Raw genomic sequence first — 16,117 nt, 5'->3', positions numbered from 1 at the left:
ATTATTTTCCTCCTCGTTTATTTTTTGTCATGCTCAGTCCAGTTACCTTTTCCACACTGGCAATCACTCTGCCGGTCATATCAACAATCCGATTTGCTTCGTTAATCGCAATGGTTTTGCCCCAGGCCTTTCCCGTCACAGTAAGCGAAGCAATCAAGGCCAAAATCAACACATTTAAAAGTACCTTCCAGGTACTTAAAACAGAAAATTTAGCGATTAAGCTTAAGATAATGGTCGCGCCCATCGCCCCGCTTAATGTTCCCGTGATATCACCGACAATATCATTGGCAAAATTGGCGACTTTATCGGCGTGTTTGATTAAATAGACAGACTGCTTGGCACCAAAAACTTTTTTGGCTGCCCTGGCATGGTGAGGCGCTTCATCAGCAGCTGTCACCGCAATACCGATGATATCAAACAGGATTCCGACCGTAATCACAACCATGAGCAATATCCAGGTCAGGCTTACCGAAAAAACCTTAAAAAGCCTCTGTTCCACTTCCCAGAAGTGAAGCAATAAAAAACGTGGCAATAAATACGGTAATAATATAGCGAACACTTTGTTTCTTGCGAACCAAAAGTCTATCCTGCCTTTCTAATCCTATACCCCGTGCTCAAAATAACGACATGAGAATGCGCTGCATTCTGGCGTCACTAAAAGATCAAACCGACTGCGCAGCCTAGAATTGCGCCGCCAAACACTTCAAAAGGCGTATGACCGATTAGTTCCTTAAACTTTTCCTCTTGAATATTATAACCTAAAAAATCTGTCGGGTGCTGCCGCATCCATTCCACAAGATAGTTGATAATTCTGGCATGATTTCCGGCTGCGCGCCGGACACCGGCAGCATCATACATGACAATAACAGCCAGCGTAACAGCAATCGCAAACAGAGAAGATTCCCAGCCATCGGTTTTGCCAATGCTGATGGCCAAGGCACAGACAATCGCTGTATGAGAACTTGGAAATCCACCGGAACTTGTCAGAAGATCAAAATCCCATTCCTTCTCAATCACAAAATTGATCAGGATCTTTAAAAATTGGGCAAGTATCCAGGCAAAAAGCGAAACCCACATGATATTGTTGTTCAATATCGAAGAGACTGGGTTCATGGAGATGAATCATCCTCTCTCATCCTGATTAATTTTTTCTATCATGATGATGTTTCTGTCATTGTTCCCGTCATTCGTCATTTTTATCTAGTTTGTTCTTTCAGCGGTGTAGTCAGCCAGCGATAATAAAAACGCTGCTTTCGGGCCAAAACAAGATAGGGATTCTTTCGCCAGAAAGATCGTTTTTTCCAGTTGTTCCCTGGCCCCCTCAAGCCCCAGCAGCGACGGATAGGTTGGTTTGCCGGATCTCTGGTCCTTACCGGCGGATTTACCGATAACCGCACTTTCTCCTACAACATCAAGAATATCATCTTTGATTTGAAAGGCTAATCCCAAGTATAAAGCATAGCTTGTCAGGATTTCAATCTCCGGTTCCGATCCTCCGCCTAGAATTGCGCCAAGACGAGCTGAAGCCTTCAGAAGAGCGCCGGTCTTTAAATGATGGACCTGCTCGATATCAGCCAGCGTACTGTTTTCTAGGTTTCCAAGCGTATCCAGGCTCTGCCCGCCGACCATGCCCTGCCAGCCCGCGGCTTGAGCGGTCTCTCTGATGACCCTTAATTTATTCTGAGCCTCTATTGCCGAAGGTCCGGCCAGCAGCTCAAAAGCAAGCGTAAGCAAGGCATCACCCGCCAAAATGGCTCCCGCTTCTCCGAACACTTTATGGTTAGACAGTTTACCTCGGCGATAATCATCATCATCCATGGCCGGAAGATCGTCATGAATCAGGGAATAGGTGTGGATAAGCTCGATCGCAGCTGCTTCTGACACAAGCTCTTCCGGACGGCCGCCGACAAGCTCCGCACAGGCCAGAGCCAATACGGGCCGAATCCTTTTACCTCCGCCGACCAGGGAATAGTTCATACTCCTGGCCAGGATATTCCGATCCAGCGGCAAATGATTGAGATATTGTTCAACCATCTCCAAATAGTCATGATAGCGTTCTTTAAACATTTTCTGTCTGTACTCCTAATCTTGATCGGTTACAACCAGTTCGCCTTTACTATTTTCCAACAACACTTTGACCTTTGCTTCGGCCGAATCCAGAAGGCCGTTACATTGTTTGATCAGCTTAACTCCTTCCCCAAACAAGTCCAGGGACTGCTCGAGCTGCACATTGTTCTGATCCAGATCATTAATGATTTGCTCCAGCCTTTCAATCCCTTTATCGAAGGTGAAGGCTTCTTTATCGCTATTCTTTTTCATGGTAACCCTCTCTTGACGTTTGAATCGTTTGAAGCTTGAAGTTCTTCTATATCTGTAACTTCGCAGATTAATGTCCCGTCACTGAGCCGCACGGATAAAGCGTCCCCTGCTGCGGCCTGTCTTACCGTTTTGATTAATTTCCCCTCGATATCATAGGCTAACGAATATCCTCTTCCCAGTATATTTAAGGGACTTAATAAGTCAATTTTCGCGCTTAACAACCTAAGTATACCATTTTTTTCTGTCAGAAATCCAGTCATTCCCTCGACAAGACGCGTGGAGAGATAATCCAGATTCTGTCTGGACTGTTCGACACGCCAGCCCGGGCGGGCCAAAGCAGAGTTGGACATCAGTTCTTCCACTTTATGCCTTTTGGTTCGCAGAACGCTTTGGATCCTTTGTGTGAGTTTTTCTTCATAATAACGGATACCGTCTTTCAATTCGTTAAGGACCGGAATGACCAATTCTGCAGCAGCTGACGGCGTCGGTGCTCTTAAATCGGCAACAAAATCCGCAATCGTATAATCGACTTCATGACCGACAGCAGAAACCACCGGTATGCTGGAAGCGGCAATGGCTCTTGCCACCTCCTCAGTGTTGAAAGCCCATAGTTCTTCCAGGGAACCGCCTCCCCTGCCGACAATCAGCAGGTCAATCTCTCCGTAATGATTGGCCCGCTGAATAGCTCGGGCGATTTCTCCCGGTGCTGCCTCACCCTGAACCGCAGAAGGAATAATGATTAAAGAAACCAATGGATTGCGTCTTCGGGCAATGTGCAAGATGTCCTTCAGCGCTGCTCCGGTAGAACTGGTCACAATGGCCACCCTCGAAGGAAATCTTGGAATCGGTTTCTTTTTCTCTGCGGCGAACAGTCCTTCGGCAGCCAAGCGGCTCTTTAGCTGTTCAAATGCCAGGTATAAAGCACCGAGGCCGCTCGGGTAGATTTCTTCCGCATACAGCTGGACGCTGCCGTCTTTTTCATAAAGACGGATACTTCCCCGGATCGACACCTTCATTCCGTTTTGAGGCTGAAAACCGGCCGTCAGATTCCTGGTTTTAAACATTACGGTTTTAATGCCGGCTTCTTTATCTTTCAATGTAAAATACCAGTGACCTGATGGAATATGATCTTTAAAATTAGATATCTCGCCTGTCACCCAGCAATTCCATAAACCGTTATGTTTTTTCAGCGCGTCATTGATTTCCCGGTTGACTTCCGATACTGTCAGTATTCTTTCAGTCAAATCAGTTCCACCTCATTTAAATACCCTTTAAATATCCTTGTCAATCTTAAAAATATGGATATAATGGCGTGCAGATTTTTACAAAGTTCTGGTAATTCGTTATAATAATAGTACTATTATACTTACAAAATACCAAAAACACTAGAACAGCGCACAATTTTGAAGGGAGAAGCAGAAATATGGAAATTATGAAAACAGTAGCAGAGCTTATGGCTTTGTCCGCAGTCACTGCTCCGAAAGCAAAAGGACAGGATTACATAAACGTAAAGGTCATTACAGAATCATCTGTACTGACTTATCTGGCCGATGAAATGTCGAAGTGCAGCGAGGAAAACGGGAAGAAATTTTTCAACCGTGATGCTGCCAATATACGTAATTCTCAGGCGCTGGTTTTACTGTCTCTGAAGAATGCCAAACATGCCGGCTTAAACTGCGGCGCCTGCGGCCATCCAAACTGCGCGATGCTCGAAGCTGTCGCGCAAGGGCCGGAATTTAACGGTCCGCTTTGTCCCTGGCGCCTGATTGACCTGGGTATTGCGCTCGGATCAGCCGTAAAGACAGCCGGAACACTCAACGCGGATAACCGCATCATGTATTCCGCAGGCGCCGTTGCGAAAAAAATAGGGTTAATTGAGGGGGATATCGCTGTCGCAATCCCGCTGAATGCGAGCAGCAAAAACATCTATTTTGACCGGTAATGTTCTGTTCTTACTTAGTCATTTTTGTAAAGAATCTTTTGTATTCGTATACTGCTGATAGCTCACAGACTATTGGTGGTATTTTTTTATCATTTTTCCCGAGCAATAGGAAAAGCGCCTCAAATGAAGCGCCATCTTAGACTGAATATCTTTTCTTATAATATCTTCCTCCGAATCAGGATATATACCGCAGTTCCCGTAACCAGCGCAGCAATCGCCACGACGAAGCCAAACCCATATGGATTTGAATCGCGGAAAGGGACATTGACATTCATTCCCCAGAAACTTGCGATCATCGTCGGAATCGCTAAAATAATCGTCATCGACGTTAAGAATTTCATGACCATATTCAAGTTGTTCGAAATAATGGATGCAAACGTATCTGTCAGATTCGTAAAGATCCTGCTGTACATCTCAACCATCTGAACAGCCTGATTATTTTCAATGATGACATCTTCCAGCAAATCCTCATCTTCTTCATGAATCTGAATGAGATGCCGGCACTGATTATTTGAGCGAATACGCAGCAGCCGGTCCATAACAATGCCATTGGAACGAAGCGAGGAAGTAAAGTAGGTTAAACCCTGCTGGAGATCCATCAGTTCGAATAGTTCTTTGTTTTTCATGGTTCTGCGCAGATCCACTTCAATTTGTTCACTTAACCTGCTGATTTGGCGCAGATATCTTAAATAATACGTTGCCGACTTGTAGAGGATCTGAAACAAAAACCTTGTTCGCTTGGCCGTATTGAAAGACCGCCGGTTATACTCATTAAATTCGAGAACAACGGGGTTATTTTCGAGACAGACCGTGATAATGTTTTCAGTCGTTATAACGATACCCAAAGGCAACGTGTCATAACTCGTCTCACTTAACATGACCGGTATATTAATAAGAATAAGCGCAGAATCATCTTCGATTTCAATACGCGGACGTTCTTCTTCATCAAGCGCCGCTTTAAGAAAATCAAGCGGGCAGTTGGTTTTTTCCGCAATCAGAACAAGTTCATCTGACGCGGGATTAACAAGGTTGACCCAGGCATTTCGCGTCAGGCTGTTCAGGTCATATTCCTGGTAATTAATTCCATCATTTTTATAGATTCTGAGCACAGCTTCCCCCCGTTTTCCGCAGGAAGAAAGTCTCAGAATCAAATGATCAACGCTATCTGCTTGATGACAGAACTATTTTCAATGTTCAAAAAATCGTAAGAAAACTAAGACTTTTTCCTGCTTTATACTATTGTAGATTTCTATTCCTCCGTAGGAACCGTCACCGTCCAGTTTTCTCACCTGCTCTCATTTTTAGAAAACTTGGCTGATGCCAAGCCTTTTGGCAGTCGCCTTCGTTTCACTGAAAAAAGACTCTAATGTTTCAAAAGTCTTTCGAAGCCTATAAAAAATATACTCTCTAATCAGGCATAAGTCAAACATTAATGAAAAATGACCGGCTGAACACGTACCGGCCATTTTCTATAATAATTTTTTGGACACCGAATTAAATAAAGTTTCCGTTCATCCTATTGTAACTTGTCAGGTGGTCATACCACCGTCCGACATGTACAATATATCACAAATCACATGAGTATACAAGTACTTTACGTGATAGTTTTTAAATTTTTTACATTTTTTTGGATGGTGCTAAAAGTGCACCTCCAAATGCTAGATTTTTTTGTCCAACATTTGGGGTGCACTTCAATATGACGTCTTTTATTTAGGGCTAAGTTGTGTTACAGTCAGCTAGTTTGTCATTAAATACGCGTCGATCGAAGCTGCAGCCGTTTTTCCAGCGCCCATTGCCAGAATGACAGTGGCTGCGCCGGTCACGATGTCTCCGCCGGCATACACACCCGGAATCGAGGTCGCCATGGTCGTCTCATCGGCTACGATGTTCCCCCACTTGTTCAGTTCCAAACCTGCTGTCGTGGTGGTCACGAGCGGATTCGGTCCCTGCCCGATTGAGACTACGACGGTCTGCACCGGCAGGTCAAACTCGGAACCTTCAATCGCTACCGGACGGCGGCGTCCGGATGCATCCGGCTCACCCAGCTCATATTTCAGACAGGTCATGCTCTTGACATTACCGTTTTCATCACCATTGATCGCAATCGGATTGGTCAGGATCTTAAATTGAATGCCTTCTTCCTCAGCATGATGCACTTCCTCAACACGCGCCGGCAGTTCGGTCATGGAACGGCGATAAACGATGTATACGTCTTTGGCGCCGAGACGAAGTGCTGTTCTGGCTGCGTCCATGGCCACGTTGCCGCCGCCAAGTACCGCGACCTGCTCCCCTACTTTGATCGGGGTCGCATGATTCGGGAAATCATAGGCTTTCATCAGGTTCGACCGGGTCAGAAACTCATTGGCGGAATATACGCCGTTGTAATTTTCACCCGGAATCTTCATAAAGTATGGCAATCCAGCGCCGGTGCCGATAAATACGGCATCATAGCCGTTTGCCAGCAACTCCTGAACAGAAGTGACTTTGCCGACAACCTGGTTAACCAGGATTTCGACGCCCATATCTTTTAAGCTGTTGATTTCTTTCTGAACAATGGCTTTCGGCAGACGGAATTCAGGAATTCCGTACATCAGTACGCCGCCGGCCACATGCAAGGCTTCCAGAACGGTTACGGCATGGCCTTTGCGGGCAAGCTCAGCTGCACAGGTCAGTCCGGCAGGACCAGCACCAATGACGGCTACTTTTTTGCCTGACGGCGTTGCTTTTTCTAATTTGCTTGTGCCGTTGGCCATTTCGTAATCCGCTGCAAAGCGCTCCAAACGGCCGATTGCAACCGGTTCGCCCTTTACGCCAAGGATACACTGGGCTTCACACTGGGATTCCTGCGGGCAGACACGTCCGCAAATTGCCGGCAGGGTATTTTTACCTTTTAAGATGGACGCAGCTTCGAGGTGTTCACCCTCGGCTATTTTATTGATAAACTGCGGAATATCTACCCCTACCGGGCAGCCTTCCACACATTTTGGCTTCTTGCACTGAATGCAGCGTTTGGCCTCTTCTGCAGCAGTCTCTACCGTGTATCCCAGCGCAACTTCGCTGAAATTTTTCCCCCGGACAATCGGGTCCTGACAGGGCATATCATGTCGTGGTGCTTTTGATGCCATGATTATTTGCCCTCCTTTGCACACTGGCACTTGACTTTACCGTAAGCGACAGCTTCTTCGTTTTTAAAGAAGGCCGAACGTTTCATGGCCAGGTCAAAATCTACCTTGTGGCCGTCAAATTCCGGCCCGTCAACACAGGCAAATTTGGTTTCGCCGCCGACATCGAGTCTGCAGGCGCCGCACATACCTGTTCCGTCGACCATGACAGGATTCATACTGACGATGGTCTTAATACCAAGAGGTCTGGTGAAATTCGCTACGGATTTCATCATAACGACCGGACCAATCGCCCAGATCGCATCAACTTTGATGCCCTGATCCAAAACGGACTGAATGCCGTGCGTGACAAAACCCTTCATACCATAAGTCCCGTCATCGGTTGTAATGATGACTTCATCACTTACAGCCCGCATTTCGTCTTCGAGGATCAGCAGGTCTTTAGTTCTTGCTCCGAGAATGGAGATGACCTTGTTGCCTGCTTCTTTCAGGCCGCGCGCAATCGGATGAACCGGCGCGACGCCCACGCCGCCGCCAATGCACAGAACCGTACCGTAATTCTCGATTTCGGTGGCTTGTCCGAGCGGACCTACAAATGTAACAAAAGAATCCCCTTCCTGCATCCGGGTAATCAGATTGGATGAATAGCCTACTTCCTGGATGACGATGGTGATTGTCCCTTTATCCCGATTAAAGTCCATGATGGTCAAAGGGATCCTTTCAGATTCCTCATTTTGTCGAACAATGACAAATTCGCCGGGTTGGGCTTTTTTGGCGACTTCCGGAGCTTCTACTTCCAGCAGTGTAATAATGTCCGCCAACTGCCTTCTTTTGACTACCTTATACACGTTGTCTCCCCCTCAGGATTATTCGTTGTACCGACCAAACGGATGCATGGTCCCTTTTTCCAAGCTATACAAGTATATACATCTATGTTTGGCACAGTAACACGTATTTGATACTTTACCTTGTTTATTATAAATGAACTTTTGCCTCGAAATCAAGTCTTTTAATTGTAAAATGTCCTTAGGGCACGAAAAAACTCATTATATATCATATTTTTAGTTTTATTCTAAAATCTTTTTTCTAAATCTCTTTTTTAAATCTCTTTATAGAAGATAAAAACAATTAATGATTGTCCGACAGCATCGTTTCCCGCGTCAGAAGTGCGACCCCAATCGAATTATCCGAACTCCATCCCGGCTTTGCCCAAAATAATCTGGCCTGAGATTCCAGCTTCTTTTCAAGCTGATTCCTTAGATATTGATTTGAGGCTACTCCGCCGACAATCAGAATATCTGTGAGTCCGGTATCGTCAACAGCTTTGGTCAATACCTTATAAATCGTCCGGACAATACATCCTTCCACCGCCCGGGCCAGATCGGCCGGACGTTTTTTTTCTTCGATCAGACGCTGAACTGCCGACTCGACGCCCGAAAAACTCATCTCATATCCTTTGACCGAGGAAGGCAGCAGGGAAGCAGATCCAGGCGCTGATTTTAAAGCCAGTTTTTCGAGCTCCTTTCCCGCCGGGAAAGATAGTCCCAGACGCACGCCGACCCTGTCTACAAATTGACCGGCATGCAGATCACTGCTTCCGCCAAGAATCTGCAAACTTAGTTTTCCCGGAGAATCCTTCCGGACTTTCAATACTTCCGTTGTTCCTCCCGAAAGGTGGACAGCCAAAAAATCCGTCAAAGCAAAACCTTCGGCGGATTCCAATCCTGCAGCCAGATGTCCTTCCTGATGACTCGTCGTTACAAGCTTTACATTTAAAGCGCTGGCCAGAGATGAAGCAACCGACCTTCCTGCCAGAAAGACCGGCATATAGGATTGCTCTGCCGGACGAGGCGCCGTACTGACGCCAATGCCGGCAATTTCCGGCCATATCGTTGGCGGAACCAGGGCCAGTAGTTCCGGAAGATTTTTAATATGATTAAAAAGAGCTTCCGACTGGGCCAAGCCTTTCTCTCCCTGAGGAACTTCGAGTAGGCGTCTTTTTTCGCAGACCAGATGCTTTTCTTGATCCACCACGGCAACGGATGTCGTGTATGCGCTTGTATCAAGACCTAAGAACATCATTTTTCACTCTCGTCCATCAGCTTGTCTAAAATACCGTTAATGAATTTTGCTGAATCATCTCCGCCGAACCTTTTGGCAATCTCAATCGCTTCATTTAAAGTGACCCGCTGGGGGGTGCCGGGGCTGTACAGCATTTCATAGGCAGCAAGCCGCATCAGATTACGGTCCACATTGCCCATCCTGTCCAGGGCCCATTCGTGGGAAGTCGAAGCAAGCTTGGCATCAATATCCGTTTTGTTCTGCAGGGTTCCTTCAACCAGTTCCCTAATAAAATCTGCCGTCTTATCAGAGACGGCAAATTCCTGGATCCAATGCTGCAGGACTTGTTCCCGCTTGTCCGTTTCTCCCGTTATATCAATTTGATAAAGTATTTGCAGTGCCGTTTCGCGGGCCTTTCTTCGGCCCATTATTTTACTCATGAATATGCCTCCGGAATTTCATTCTACGTTTTATGTTTGCCCCAAAAAGGTATTCTATGTATTACTTTGCTCAGTCCGGTAGGCCAAACCCCATCATCCCAGCATTTTCCCAAGTAATATCCCCCGCAGGATAAGGCAGCTAAAAGCAGCGTCTGCCAAAATCCCAGCAAAATAAACATCAAAGCCACAAAAAAACCAATCAAAAAACCAAAAAATTTACCAGGATGATTATTAAGACACCATAGAAAAAAAATATTGAGTTTATCTCCGATATTTCTCCAGAAATTGCTCATCTCTCCACCCTGCTGCACTGTTCTATTTTTCTTTCAAATCTTTTTCTTTATTCGTTTTATCTTTGCTGTCTTTGACGTCCTTGATCTCAGCCGTGTTTTTAAACGCGATGCCTTGAATATGAACGTTGATGACCATGACGGTTAATCCGGTCATCCCTTCAATCGCTTCTTTCACAACGACCTGTACCTTCTGGGCTACATCAGGAATTGACACCCCGTACTGGACGGCAATAAACAAATCCACGGAAGCTTCTTTTTCGTCAATTTCAACTTTGATACCCCTGGAACCTTTGGATGTATTTTTGCCCCGGCCTAAAATATTGGCGATATCCTGGGCGAAACCTCCGCTTAACTCAGCGACTCCCTCAACTTCCGAAGCTGCCATTCCGGCAATCACTTCGACGACCTCATCAGCAATTTTGACTGAACCGATTGAATGATCTATTTTGTTATTATCCATTATCGCACCTCATTTTCCATCTTCAACCTGTTATTATTTTTATTATAACAGAATCCCCCGTTGCCGCAAATCCCCCTGCCTGATTAACGTAAATTTCATTCCTGAATAACGCAAATATGGAACATTTCCCACCGGACCCGATTCTCAGATTTTTTCCGACGTGTCTTTGACGACTGCTACTTCGATTTGATCAACTGAAAAACCGGTAATTTCCGATGCCGTGTTTTGGATAATAAACATGTCCTGAACTTTTAATTGGTTTGTCAGGACTGTAACCGTGGCCTTTTGCGTGTTGACTTCCGAAACAATATCTGTAAAACCTTTCATTTTCAGCACATTCTCAATTTCGGCTTCCCTGCTGATCTTGTCGCTTAAGTCCAGCCAGCGCTGCTGCGCCTGACTGCGTGTCTCCGTGATATCGGACGCCAGCAGAGGCTCCAGCATGTTAAGTGTTTCCTGTCTGGTCTGTTCCCGTTTGATCCTATAATTAACAAAGTAGTTTTCCCCCTGATTTTCCGTCAGTTCAATAATTTCTGCTGAGAAACAAACGGAATCCGGGATATTGACCGGCAAGCCTTCTTCCTTTTGCTGCCCAAAACATGCTTGGCTGAGCCAAACAATGGAGCATACCGCGATGGCCGGAATCACGGTGATCCAGATTAAGGATGCTTTTATTTTTAGGTCCAATTCAGACGCCCCCCATTGGAACAACGCTGATTTTGGCCGGTTCAATATTCAACAGCGTCCTGACCGCTTCAAATACTTGTTCCTTTATTTTGGGATCACTTGCTCCCTGCGCGATAACCAATACTCCCGTGACCTGTGGACGCTCCTCCGTAATGATTAAAGCATTTTCGCCGACGACCACGATCTTGTTATTCTGAGTCACCTCTTCCGTCTCTCTGGTTCCGCCGTCTTTATCCGTTTCCTTGGAAGTTTTTTTCGTAACGCTTTCATCCCTGGCATACTGTTTCTTTACATCGGAGGTCAGGGTAACCAGGACCTTCGTTTTGCCAACGCCCTGAATTTTTTCCAGATTGGCTGCAAGTTTTTCTTCAAGTTGTTTTTCCAATGCAGTAAAACCCGATTCATTTTCTGGAACGGCTGTTACCGTTTCAGCCGGGAGTTGGACTGATGCAGCGGACTGATCCTCCTGTGAGGTAAAAATAAGAATTGCTGCGACGATTACCAGCAAGATCACGGCCAACGTAATCTTTTCTGTGATCACCTGCTTGAAAAATCCCATACTGACTTCCTTCCTCCTATTTTTCTTCCTGCACAAACACGATTTCTTCCGGCAGCTGCATGAGTGCTGCAACCTGTTTTTTTATTTCCATTGCTTTCGCTGACTCAGCCGCTCCCTGGCCCTCGGCCTGGTCTGTGTTGACACCTCCGATAATGACCGGCTTAACAGGCTCAATGCTGACACTTTGCTGACTGAAATGGATCTCGACTTTTTGGATTTGCGGATAGTCGGCAAATCCTTCTCCACCGTCCTCCAGTTCAACATTCGTATCCGAGCTTTTGACCCCTTCCACCCCGGATACAAGGGCCTGGATCTGGCTAACCAGAATCCTGCGGTATTGTTCGATCACCAGAGCATTTGCTTCCGTGGAAGAATTGTCTTCTCCGTCAGAACTATTTTCCTGTGCCAGAACAGGCAAGTCTCCGGAAGAACTGCCGGCCCAGGCCGGCACGCTATTTTCAAAGTCCCAGTTCAGTAGATCTGCCAACGGATTCAGGATTGCCGCAATCACAAACAGCCCCATGACCATCTGCACAAATCCCCGCATGGATTTATTCGGCAGAAGCATCTCGAGAAAGGAGGCCAGCAATAGAATGAAAGCCAGGTTGCGAATCAGCGTCTTTAATCCTTCCATTTTCCCACACCTCAAAATCAGCGAAGCATTACCGCCAAATTTCCAGTCCCGACAATGATCACAATCGTCATAAAAAACATGATACCGACGGATGTAACGGTTACAAAAATATATAATAAACCTTTGGACATGTCCTGAAGACTATCCGCAAGTTCTTTTTCTCCCAAAGGTTCGACCAGCGCCGCAGCCAGTTTAAAAGTAAACATCATCGCGATAATCTTAATCGCCGGCAGAAAGGTAATGATGATAATTGCAATCATTGCCACGATCCCCAGCGCGTTCTTAAGCAAGAGACCTGAGCTTGCCACGATCTCAACAGCGTCTTTGAAAAATTTGCCGGCAACCGGGATCAAATCTGCTGCATATTTTACCGTCCTCAGCGTGACCCCGTCGGCTACCCCCCCTGTTACGCCTTGTACCGACATAATGCCGATAAAAACCGTCATGACGATACCAATACTGAGTTTACCTCCGAACTCCAGCAGAGAGGCTAATTTACTGAGCTTGAACTGTTCGGAAATGTTATTGAACAGCCTCAGGATAATGCTCAGGAAAAAAAGCGGCAACACAATGTTTTTGATTACCGTAGCCAAAAAGATCAGACTTCCGATGACCATTGGTTTAAACAAGGCTGCACTGGTCAGACTGCCCATGGTCAGCAGGACAGTATACATGGCCGGGAGGATGATCTGCATAAAAGAAACCATATTGTCAATGGACGCATTGCCAACATCCAGTGCAATACGAAAAGATGTCATCGCAAGCGCCAGCAGAACAAGATATACGAGCATTCGGGCTATCCTGCTTACTTCGCCAGTAAAAGCAGACTGCAGTTGATTGATGATTGCGCAGATCACAGCGAGCACCAGCAGCTTTGCAATCAAAGGCGCGTTGGTGACTACCTGTTTTAGCAGAGCCTTGACAATACTGCTGCCGATGCCCTGCAGACTAAAATTAACCTCGCCGTTTTTAATGCTTTCAAAGATCTCTGTTAAAGAAAAATCAGGCAGAGAGTCCTGAACATCGCGGTCCAGTTGATTCAAAAATTCTCTGACTTCAGATAAATCTATCTCTTCAGACAAATCTACTTTTCCGGACACGCCCATCTCCCCGGAAGTCTCTGCTTCCGCAAATCGTTTATCCGCCTCCGTCCCTGTGTAACTCGTCTCCTGACTTTCTGCCGCCAGGGTCACCACTGGAAAAGCAAATACCAGGGTCATCCATATGGCAAGCCCCAGCGCAGCCAAGACTTTTTTTGTCATCCGTATCGCTCCTCACGCCAGCAGCTTCATCATGGATTCCATAATCGCTGCAATGATCGGGATAGCCAAAATGACCACGAATACTTTGGCTGCAATTTCAACTTTTGTGGCCAGTGCATTCTCTCCGGCATCCCGGCAGATTTGGCCTCCCAATTCCGCCAAATAGGCTACTCCCACGATTTTAAGAACTATGAACAAGTAGTAGGAACTGATATCTGCCTGATCAGCCAGTTTCTGCAGCAGATCAACCACCAGTCTGATTTTGTCCATGATCAGCAGAAATATGGTTACCCCTGCCAGAATGCTTAGCTGAATTGCAATCTCAGGTTTAATTTGTTTCAGAACAGCTCCGAGAACCGTGACAATGATGGCGAGTCCAATCACTTGTGCTATTTCCATTGCCAGAGCCCCCTAGTATAGATTAAATACGCTTTTCACCAGAACAAACAGATCGGAGATTCCCTGGATGACCAGATACAACACGACAACAACCCCGGCAATGGTAACCATCTGGGCCTGCTCTTTCTTACCGGCCTCATTCAGGATAATTGCACAAATGCCCACCAATAGACCAATACCTGCTACCTTCAAAATGAGGTCAATACTCATCGCGAACCCTACCTCCTCACATGATCATAATGACAACCGCAATTCCGCCCAGGAAACCGAGGTAAGACCACATCTTTGCCCTGCTTTCTGCCTGCTGCCTGGCCTTTTCGTCTACGCCTGCCAAATGCCGCTGAACAAGTTCGAGCTGTTTATGCTGTTCATTCCGGTCCGACCTGCCCAATCCCTGACTAATTCCACTGATCACCAGCCAATCGTCCTCTATCAGGCAGGTTTTCCGGCGGTGCATTTCAATGCTTTTTTTCCAGGCCTGAGAAGCATTTTCTCCGGCTCTGATCTTTTCCTCGAGACTCGCAAAAAACAGCTGCCAGGGAGGACCGGTTCTTTCCTTAAGTACCTGGAAAGCATCCGGCAGGGGTGTTGCTCCCCAGTATATCTCCGTATCCAGCAGCGCCAAGGCGTTGATCATTTCCCTGATTTCCTGCGGACGTTTCTTAATTTGATTTGCTCTGATAATCCCCAAACAACCAAACCCTATAATCAGCCCAAGATACCCTGCAACCAACATACTTTTCGCCTCCAACGGCCTAATAAAGCGGACCGATCAATGCGTAAAACGTTCTTGCTTATTAAACAAATTAACGCCGCTCGCCATGTCATAAACAGCTTCCACCGTGCCTGGACCGTTTGCCCTGCTTAACACAACAATCCTTTCAAACGTCTCTCTATTCAGCAATTCCCTGAGATGGGCCCTTTTTTGCAGTTCGTCCAGAGAACCGGCATGGACCGTAGCCAGAATTTTTACGCCGCAGCGAACGGCCTCCCCAAGCGCCGCGGCATCTTCCCGCCCCCCCAGTTCATCAACAGCAACCACCTCAGGCGCCATAGACCTGATCAGCATGATCAGTCCCTGGGCCTTGGGACATCTGTCCAGCACATCTGTGCGGCAGCCAAGATCAAAAGAAGGAATGCCCTGCCACATTCCGGCAATCTCACTTCTTTCATCAACCACGCCGACATTATGACCTTTCAGGCATAGCTGAGGTACACCGTTGCTGAGATTTTTTACTAAAAATCTCAGCATTGTGGTCTTCCCTGCTCTCGGAGGTGAAACAAGCAACGTATGGCAGACTGTATTTTCCTGATTGATCAGTAAGCCCAGCAATTCCGGAACGATCATTTCCGGCTGTCTCGCTAAACGAATATTCAAAGCGGAAATATGGCGCATGATCCTGATCTTGCCATGTTCAACGACTGTTTCTCCGCTTAATCCCACGCGGTGCCCACCGGGCAAAGTCAGAAAACCCTGCCGTAATTCCTCCTCAGCGGCATATACAGAACTGAAGGTCATTTTTTCCAGCGTTTCCAACAGGTCTTCACGCTTGACAATATACGCTAGATTCTTTGTTCCGGTTTGCCCCGCCGAAGTACAGAAATATTCCCTGGTCCCTGTTCTGAAGAGGACAGGCTGGTTGATTCTGAGACGAATTTCTTCAATATTTTCCGTGTCGGGTAAAGCCCCTGCCGCCTTGCGGATCATTCCGCCCAGCCGTTCCCCAAACCAACGGATAATCCCTTCACCCTCTGATTCCGGATTAAAGAGTACATCATTTTTATTCCTAGGAAATTCCGTTAAAGGTGAAGCAAAGCTTACCTTCATGTTTTAACCTCCTCTGTATTAGAAGGTATGTCCTAATAAACGTTTTTAGAATTACCAGTTTGTTCGGAGAAAATAAAAAACGACCTCAATGGCCGTTTTAAGGAAAATTAA

The 16,117-nt window shown here is 46.4% G+C and carries 21 protein-coding genes; 1 reads left to right on the top strand and 20 read right to left on the bottom strand.

Features of this window, described 5'->3' with window-relative positions; translation table 11 throughout:
• Position 1: 1 nt before the first annotated feature.
• From DEHRE_RS06360 to xseA, 5 genes are all read right to left on the bottom strand, one after another.
• Positions 2-532 carry a hypothetical protein gene (locus tag DEHRE_RS06360; protein ID WP_242837060.1) on the bottom strand — a complete coding sequence of 177 codons (531 nt, stop codon included), beginning with the start codon at positions 530-532 and terminating at the stop codon, positions 2-4.
• 122 nt (positions 533-654) lie between these two features.
• On the bottom strand, positions 655-1,113 hold the full coding sequence (locus DEHRE_RS06355) for a divergent PAP2 family protein (RefSeq protein WP_015042532.1): 459 nt from the start codon (positions 1,111-1,113) through the stop codon (positions 655-657).
• An 87-nt stretch (positions 1,114-1,200) separates the two neighbouring features.
• Positions 1,201-2,067, bottom strand: a complete 867-nt coding sequence (locus DEHRE_RS06350; protein WP_019225582.1) for a polyprenyl synthetase family protein — start codon at positions 2,065-2,067, stop codon at positions 1,201-1,203.
• A 15-nt stretch (positions 2,068-2,082) separates the two neighbouring features.
• Positions 2,083-2,319 carry an exodeoxyribonuclease VII small subunit gene (gene xseB / locus DEHRE_RS06345; RefSeq protein ID WP_019225583.1) on the bottom strand — a complete coding sequence of 79 codons (237 nt, stop codon included), beginning with the start codon at positions 2,317-2,319 and terminating at the stop codon, positions 2,083-2,085.
• Positions 2,316-3,563 carry an exodeoxyribonuclease VII large subunit gene (gene xseA / locus DEHRE_RS06340; RefSeq protein WP_019225584.1) on the bottom strand — a complete coding sequence of 416 codons (1,248 nt, stop codon included), beginning with the start codon at positions 3,561-3,563 and terminating at the stop codon, positions 2,316-2,318. The genes xseB and xseA overlap by 4 nt, the downstream gene beginning before the upstream one ends.
• A 179-nt stretch (positions 3,564-3,742) precedes the next feature.
• Here xseA and DEHRE_RS06335 point away from each other — a divergent pair, with 179 nt between their 5' ends.
• Positions 3,743-4,261 carry a ferredoxin domain-containing protein gene (locus tag DEHRE_RS06335; RefSeq protein WP_019225585.1) on the top strand — a complete coding sequence of 173 codons (519 nt, stop codon included), beginning with the start codon at positions 3,743-3,745 and terminating at the stop codon, positions 4,259-4,261.
• Between the two features lie 155 nt (positions 4,262-4,416).
• Here DEHRE_RS06335 and DEHRE_RS06330 read toward each other — a convergent pair whose 3' ends face one another.
• The 15 genes from DEHRE_RS06330 to spoIIIAA all read right to left on the bottom strand — a co-directional run bounded on the left by DEHRE_RS06330 (position 4,417) and on the right by spoIIIAA (position 16,006).
• A complete protein-coding gene (locus DEHRE_RS06330) occupies positions 4,417-5,370 on the bottom strand; it encodes a magnesium transporter CorA family protein (protein ID WP_025205486.1) in 954 nt (317 codons plus the stop codon).
• Positions 5,371-5,997: 627 nt separating this feature from the next.
• A complete protein-coding gene (gltA, locus tag DEHRE_RS06325) occupies positions 5,998-7,386 on the bottom strand; it encodes an NADPH-dependent glutamate synthase (RefSeq protein WP_019225587.1) in 1,389 nt (462 codons plus the stop codon).
• Positions 7,387-7,388: 2 nt separating this feature from the next.
• Positions 7,389-8,231 carry a sulfide/dihydroorotate dehydrogenase-like FAD/NAD-binding protein gene (locus tag DEHRE_RS06320; protein WP_015042523.1) on the bottom strand — a complete coding sequence of 281 codons (843 nt, stop codon included), beginning with the start codon at positions 8,229-8,231 and terminating at the stop codon, positions 7,389-7,391.
• A gap of 280 nt (positions 8,232-8,511) precedes the next feature.
• Positions 8,512-9,465, bottom strand: coding sequence for a Kae1-like domain-containing protein (locus tag DEHRE_RS06315; protein ID WP_019225831.1), 954 nt, complete (start codon positions 9,463-9,465; stop codon positions 8,512-8,514).
• Positions 9,462-9,884, bottom strand: a complete 423-nt coding sequence (gene nusB / locus DEHRE_RS06310; RefSeq protein WP_015042521.1) for a transcription antitermination factor NusB — start codon at positions 9,882-9,884, stop codon at positions 9,462-9,464. The genes DEHRE_RS06315 and nusB overlap by 4 nt, the downstream gene beginning before the upstream one ends.
• 23 nt (positions 9,885-9,907) lie before the next feature.
• Positions 9,908-10,063 (bottom strand): DUF2273 domain-containing protein, encoded by a 156-nt coding sequence (locus DEHRE_RS15230; protein WP_242837081.1) that lies wholly within the window; start codon positions 10,061-10,063, stop codon positions 9,908-9,910.
• Between the two features lie 136 nt (positions 10,064-10,199).
• On the bottom strand, positions 10,200-10,637 hold the full coding sequence (locus DEHRE_RS06300; RefSeq protein ID WP_019225829.1) for an Asp23/Gls24 family envelope stress response protein: 438 nt from the start codon (positions 10,635-10,637) through the stop codon (positions 10,200-10,202).
• A gap of 144 nt (positions 10,638-10,781) precedes the next feature.
• Positions 10,782-11,324: a SpoIIIAH-like family protein gene (locus tag DEHRE_RS06295; RefSeq protein ID WP_019225828.1), complete on the bottom strand. Its 543-nt coding sequence runs from the start codon at positions 11,322-11,324 to the stop codon at positions 10,782-10,784.
• 1 nt (position 11,325) lies between these two features.
• Positions 11,326-11,883: a stage III sporulation protein AG gene (locus DEHRE_RS06290; protein WP_019225827.1), complete on the bottom strand. Its 558-nt coding sequence runs from the start codon at positions 11,881-11,883 to the stop codon at positions 11,326-11,328.
• Positions 11,884-11,899: 16 nt separating this feature from the next.
• The gene (spoIIIAF, locus tag DEHRE_RS06285) at positions 11,900-12,517 is read right to left on the bottom strand and encodes a stage III sporulation protein AF (protein WP_019225826.1); all 618 of its coding nucleotides are present in this window, start codon (positions 12,515-12,517) and stop codon (positions 11,900-11,902) included.
• Positions 12,518-12,534: 17 nt separating this feature from the next.
• Positions 12,535-13,779: a stage III sporulation protein AE gene (spoIIIAE, locus tag DEHRE_RS06280; RefSeq protein ID WP_019225825.1), complete on the bottom strand. Its 1,245-nt coding sequence runs from the start codon at positions 13,777-13,779 to the stop codon at positions 12,535-12,537.
• A 12-nt stretch (positions 13,780-13,791) separates the two neighbouring features.
• Positions 13,792-14,178, bottom strand: coding sequence for a stage III sporulation protein AD (gene spoIIIAD, locus DEHRE_RS06275; protein ID WP_019225824.1), 387 nt, complete (start codon positions 14,176-14,178; stop codon positions 13,792-13,794).
• A 12-nt stretch (positions 14,179-14,190) separates the two neighbouring features.
• On the bottom strand, positions 14,191-14,388 hold the full coding sequence (gene spoIIIAC, locus DEHRE_RS06270) for a stage III sporulation protein AC (RefSeq protein WP_015042513.1): 198 nt from the start codon (positions 14,386-14,388) through the stop codon (positions 14,191-14,193).
• Positions 14,389-14,404: 16 nt separating this feature from the next.
• Positions 14,405-14,914 (bottom strand): stage III sporulation protein AB, encoded by a 510-nt coding sequence (locus DEHRE_RS06265; protein ID WP_019225823.1) that lies wholly within the window; start codon positions 14,912-14,914, stop codon positions 14,405-14,407.
• Positions 14,915-14,950: 36 nt separating this feature from the next.
• Entirely contained in the window at positions 14,951-16,006 is a 1,056-nt protein-coding gene (gene spoIIIAA, locus DEHRE_RS06260; RefSeq protein ID WP_019225822.1) for a stage III sporulation protein AA, read from the bottom strand.
• Positions 16,007-16,117 lie beyond the last annotated feature (111 nt).

Source organism: Dehalobacter restrictus DSM 9455, assembly GCF_000512895.1.
GTDB classification, from domain to species: Bacteria; Bacillota; Desulfitobacteriia; order Desulfitobacteriales; family Syntrophobotulaceae; genus Dehalobacter; species Dehalobacter restrictus.
The sequence above is the reverse complement of the archived record's forward strand: the minus strand, read 5'-3'. Positions and strand labels throughout refer to the sequence as shown.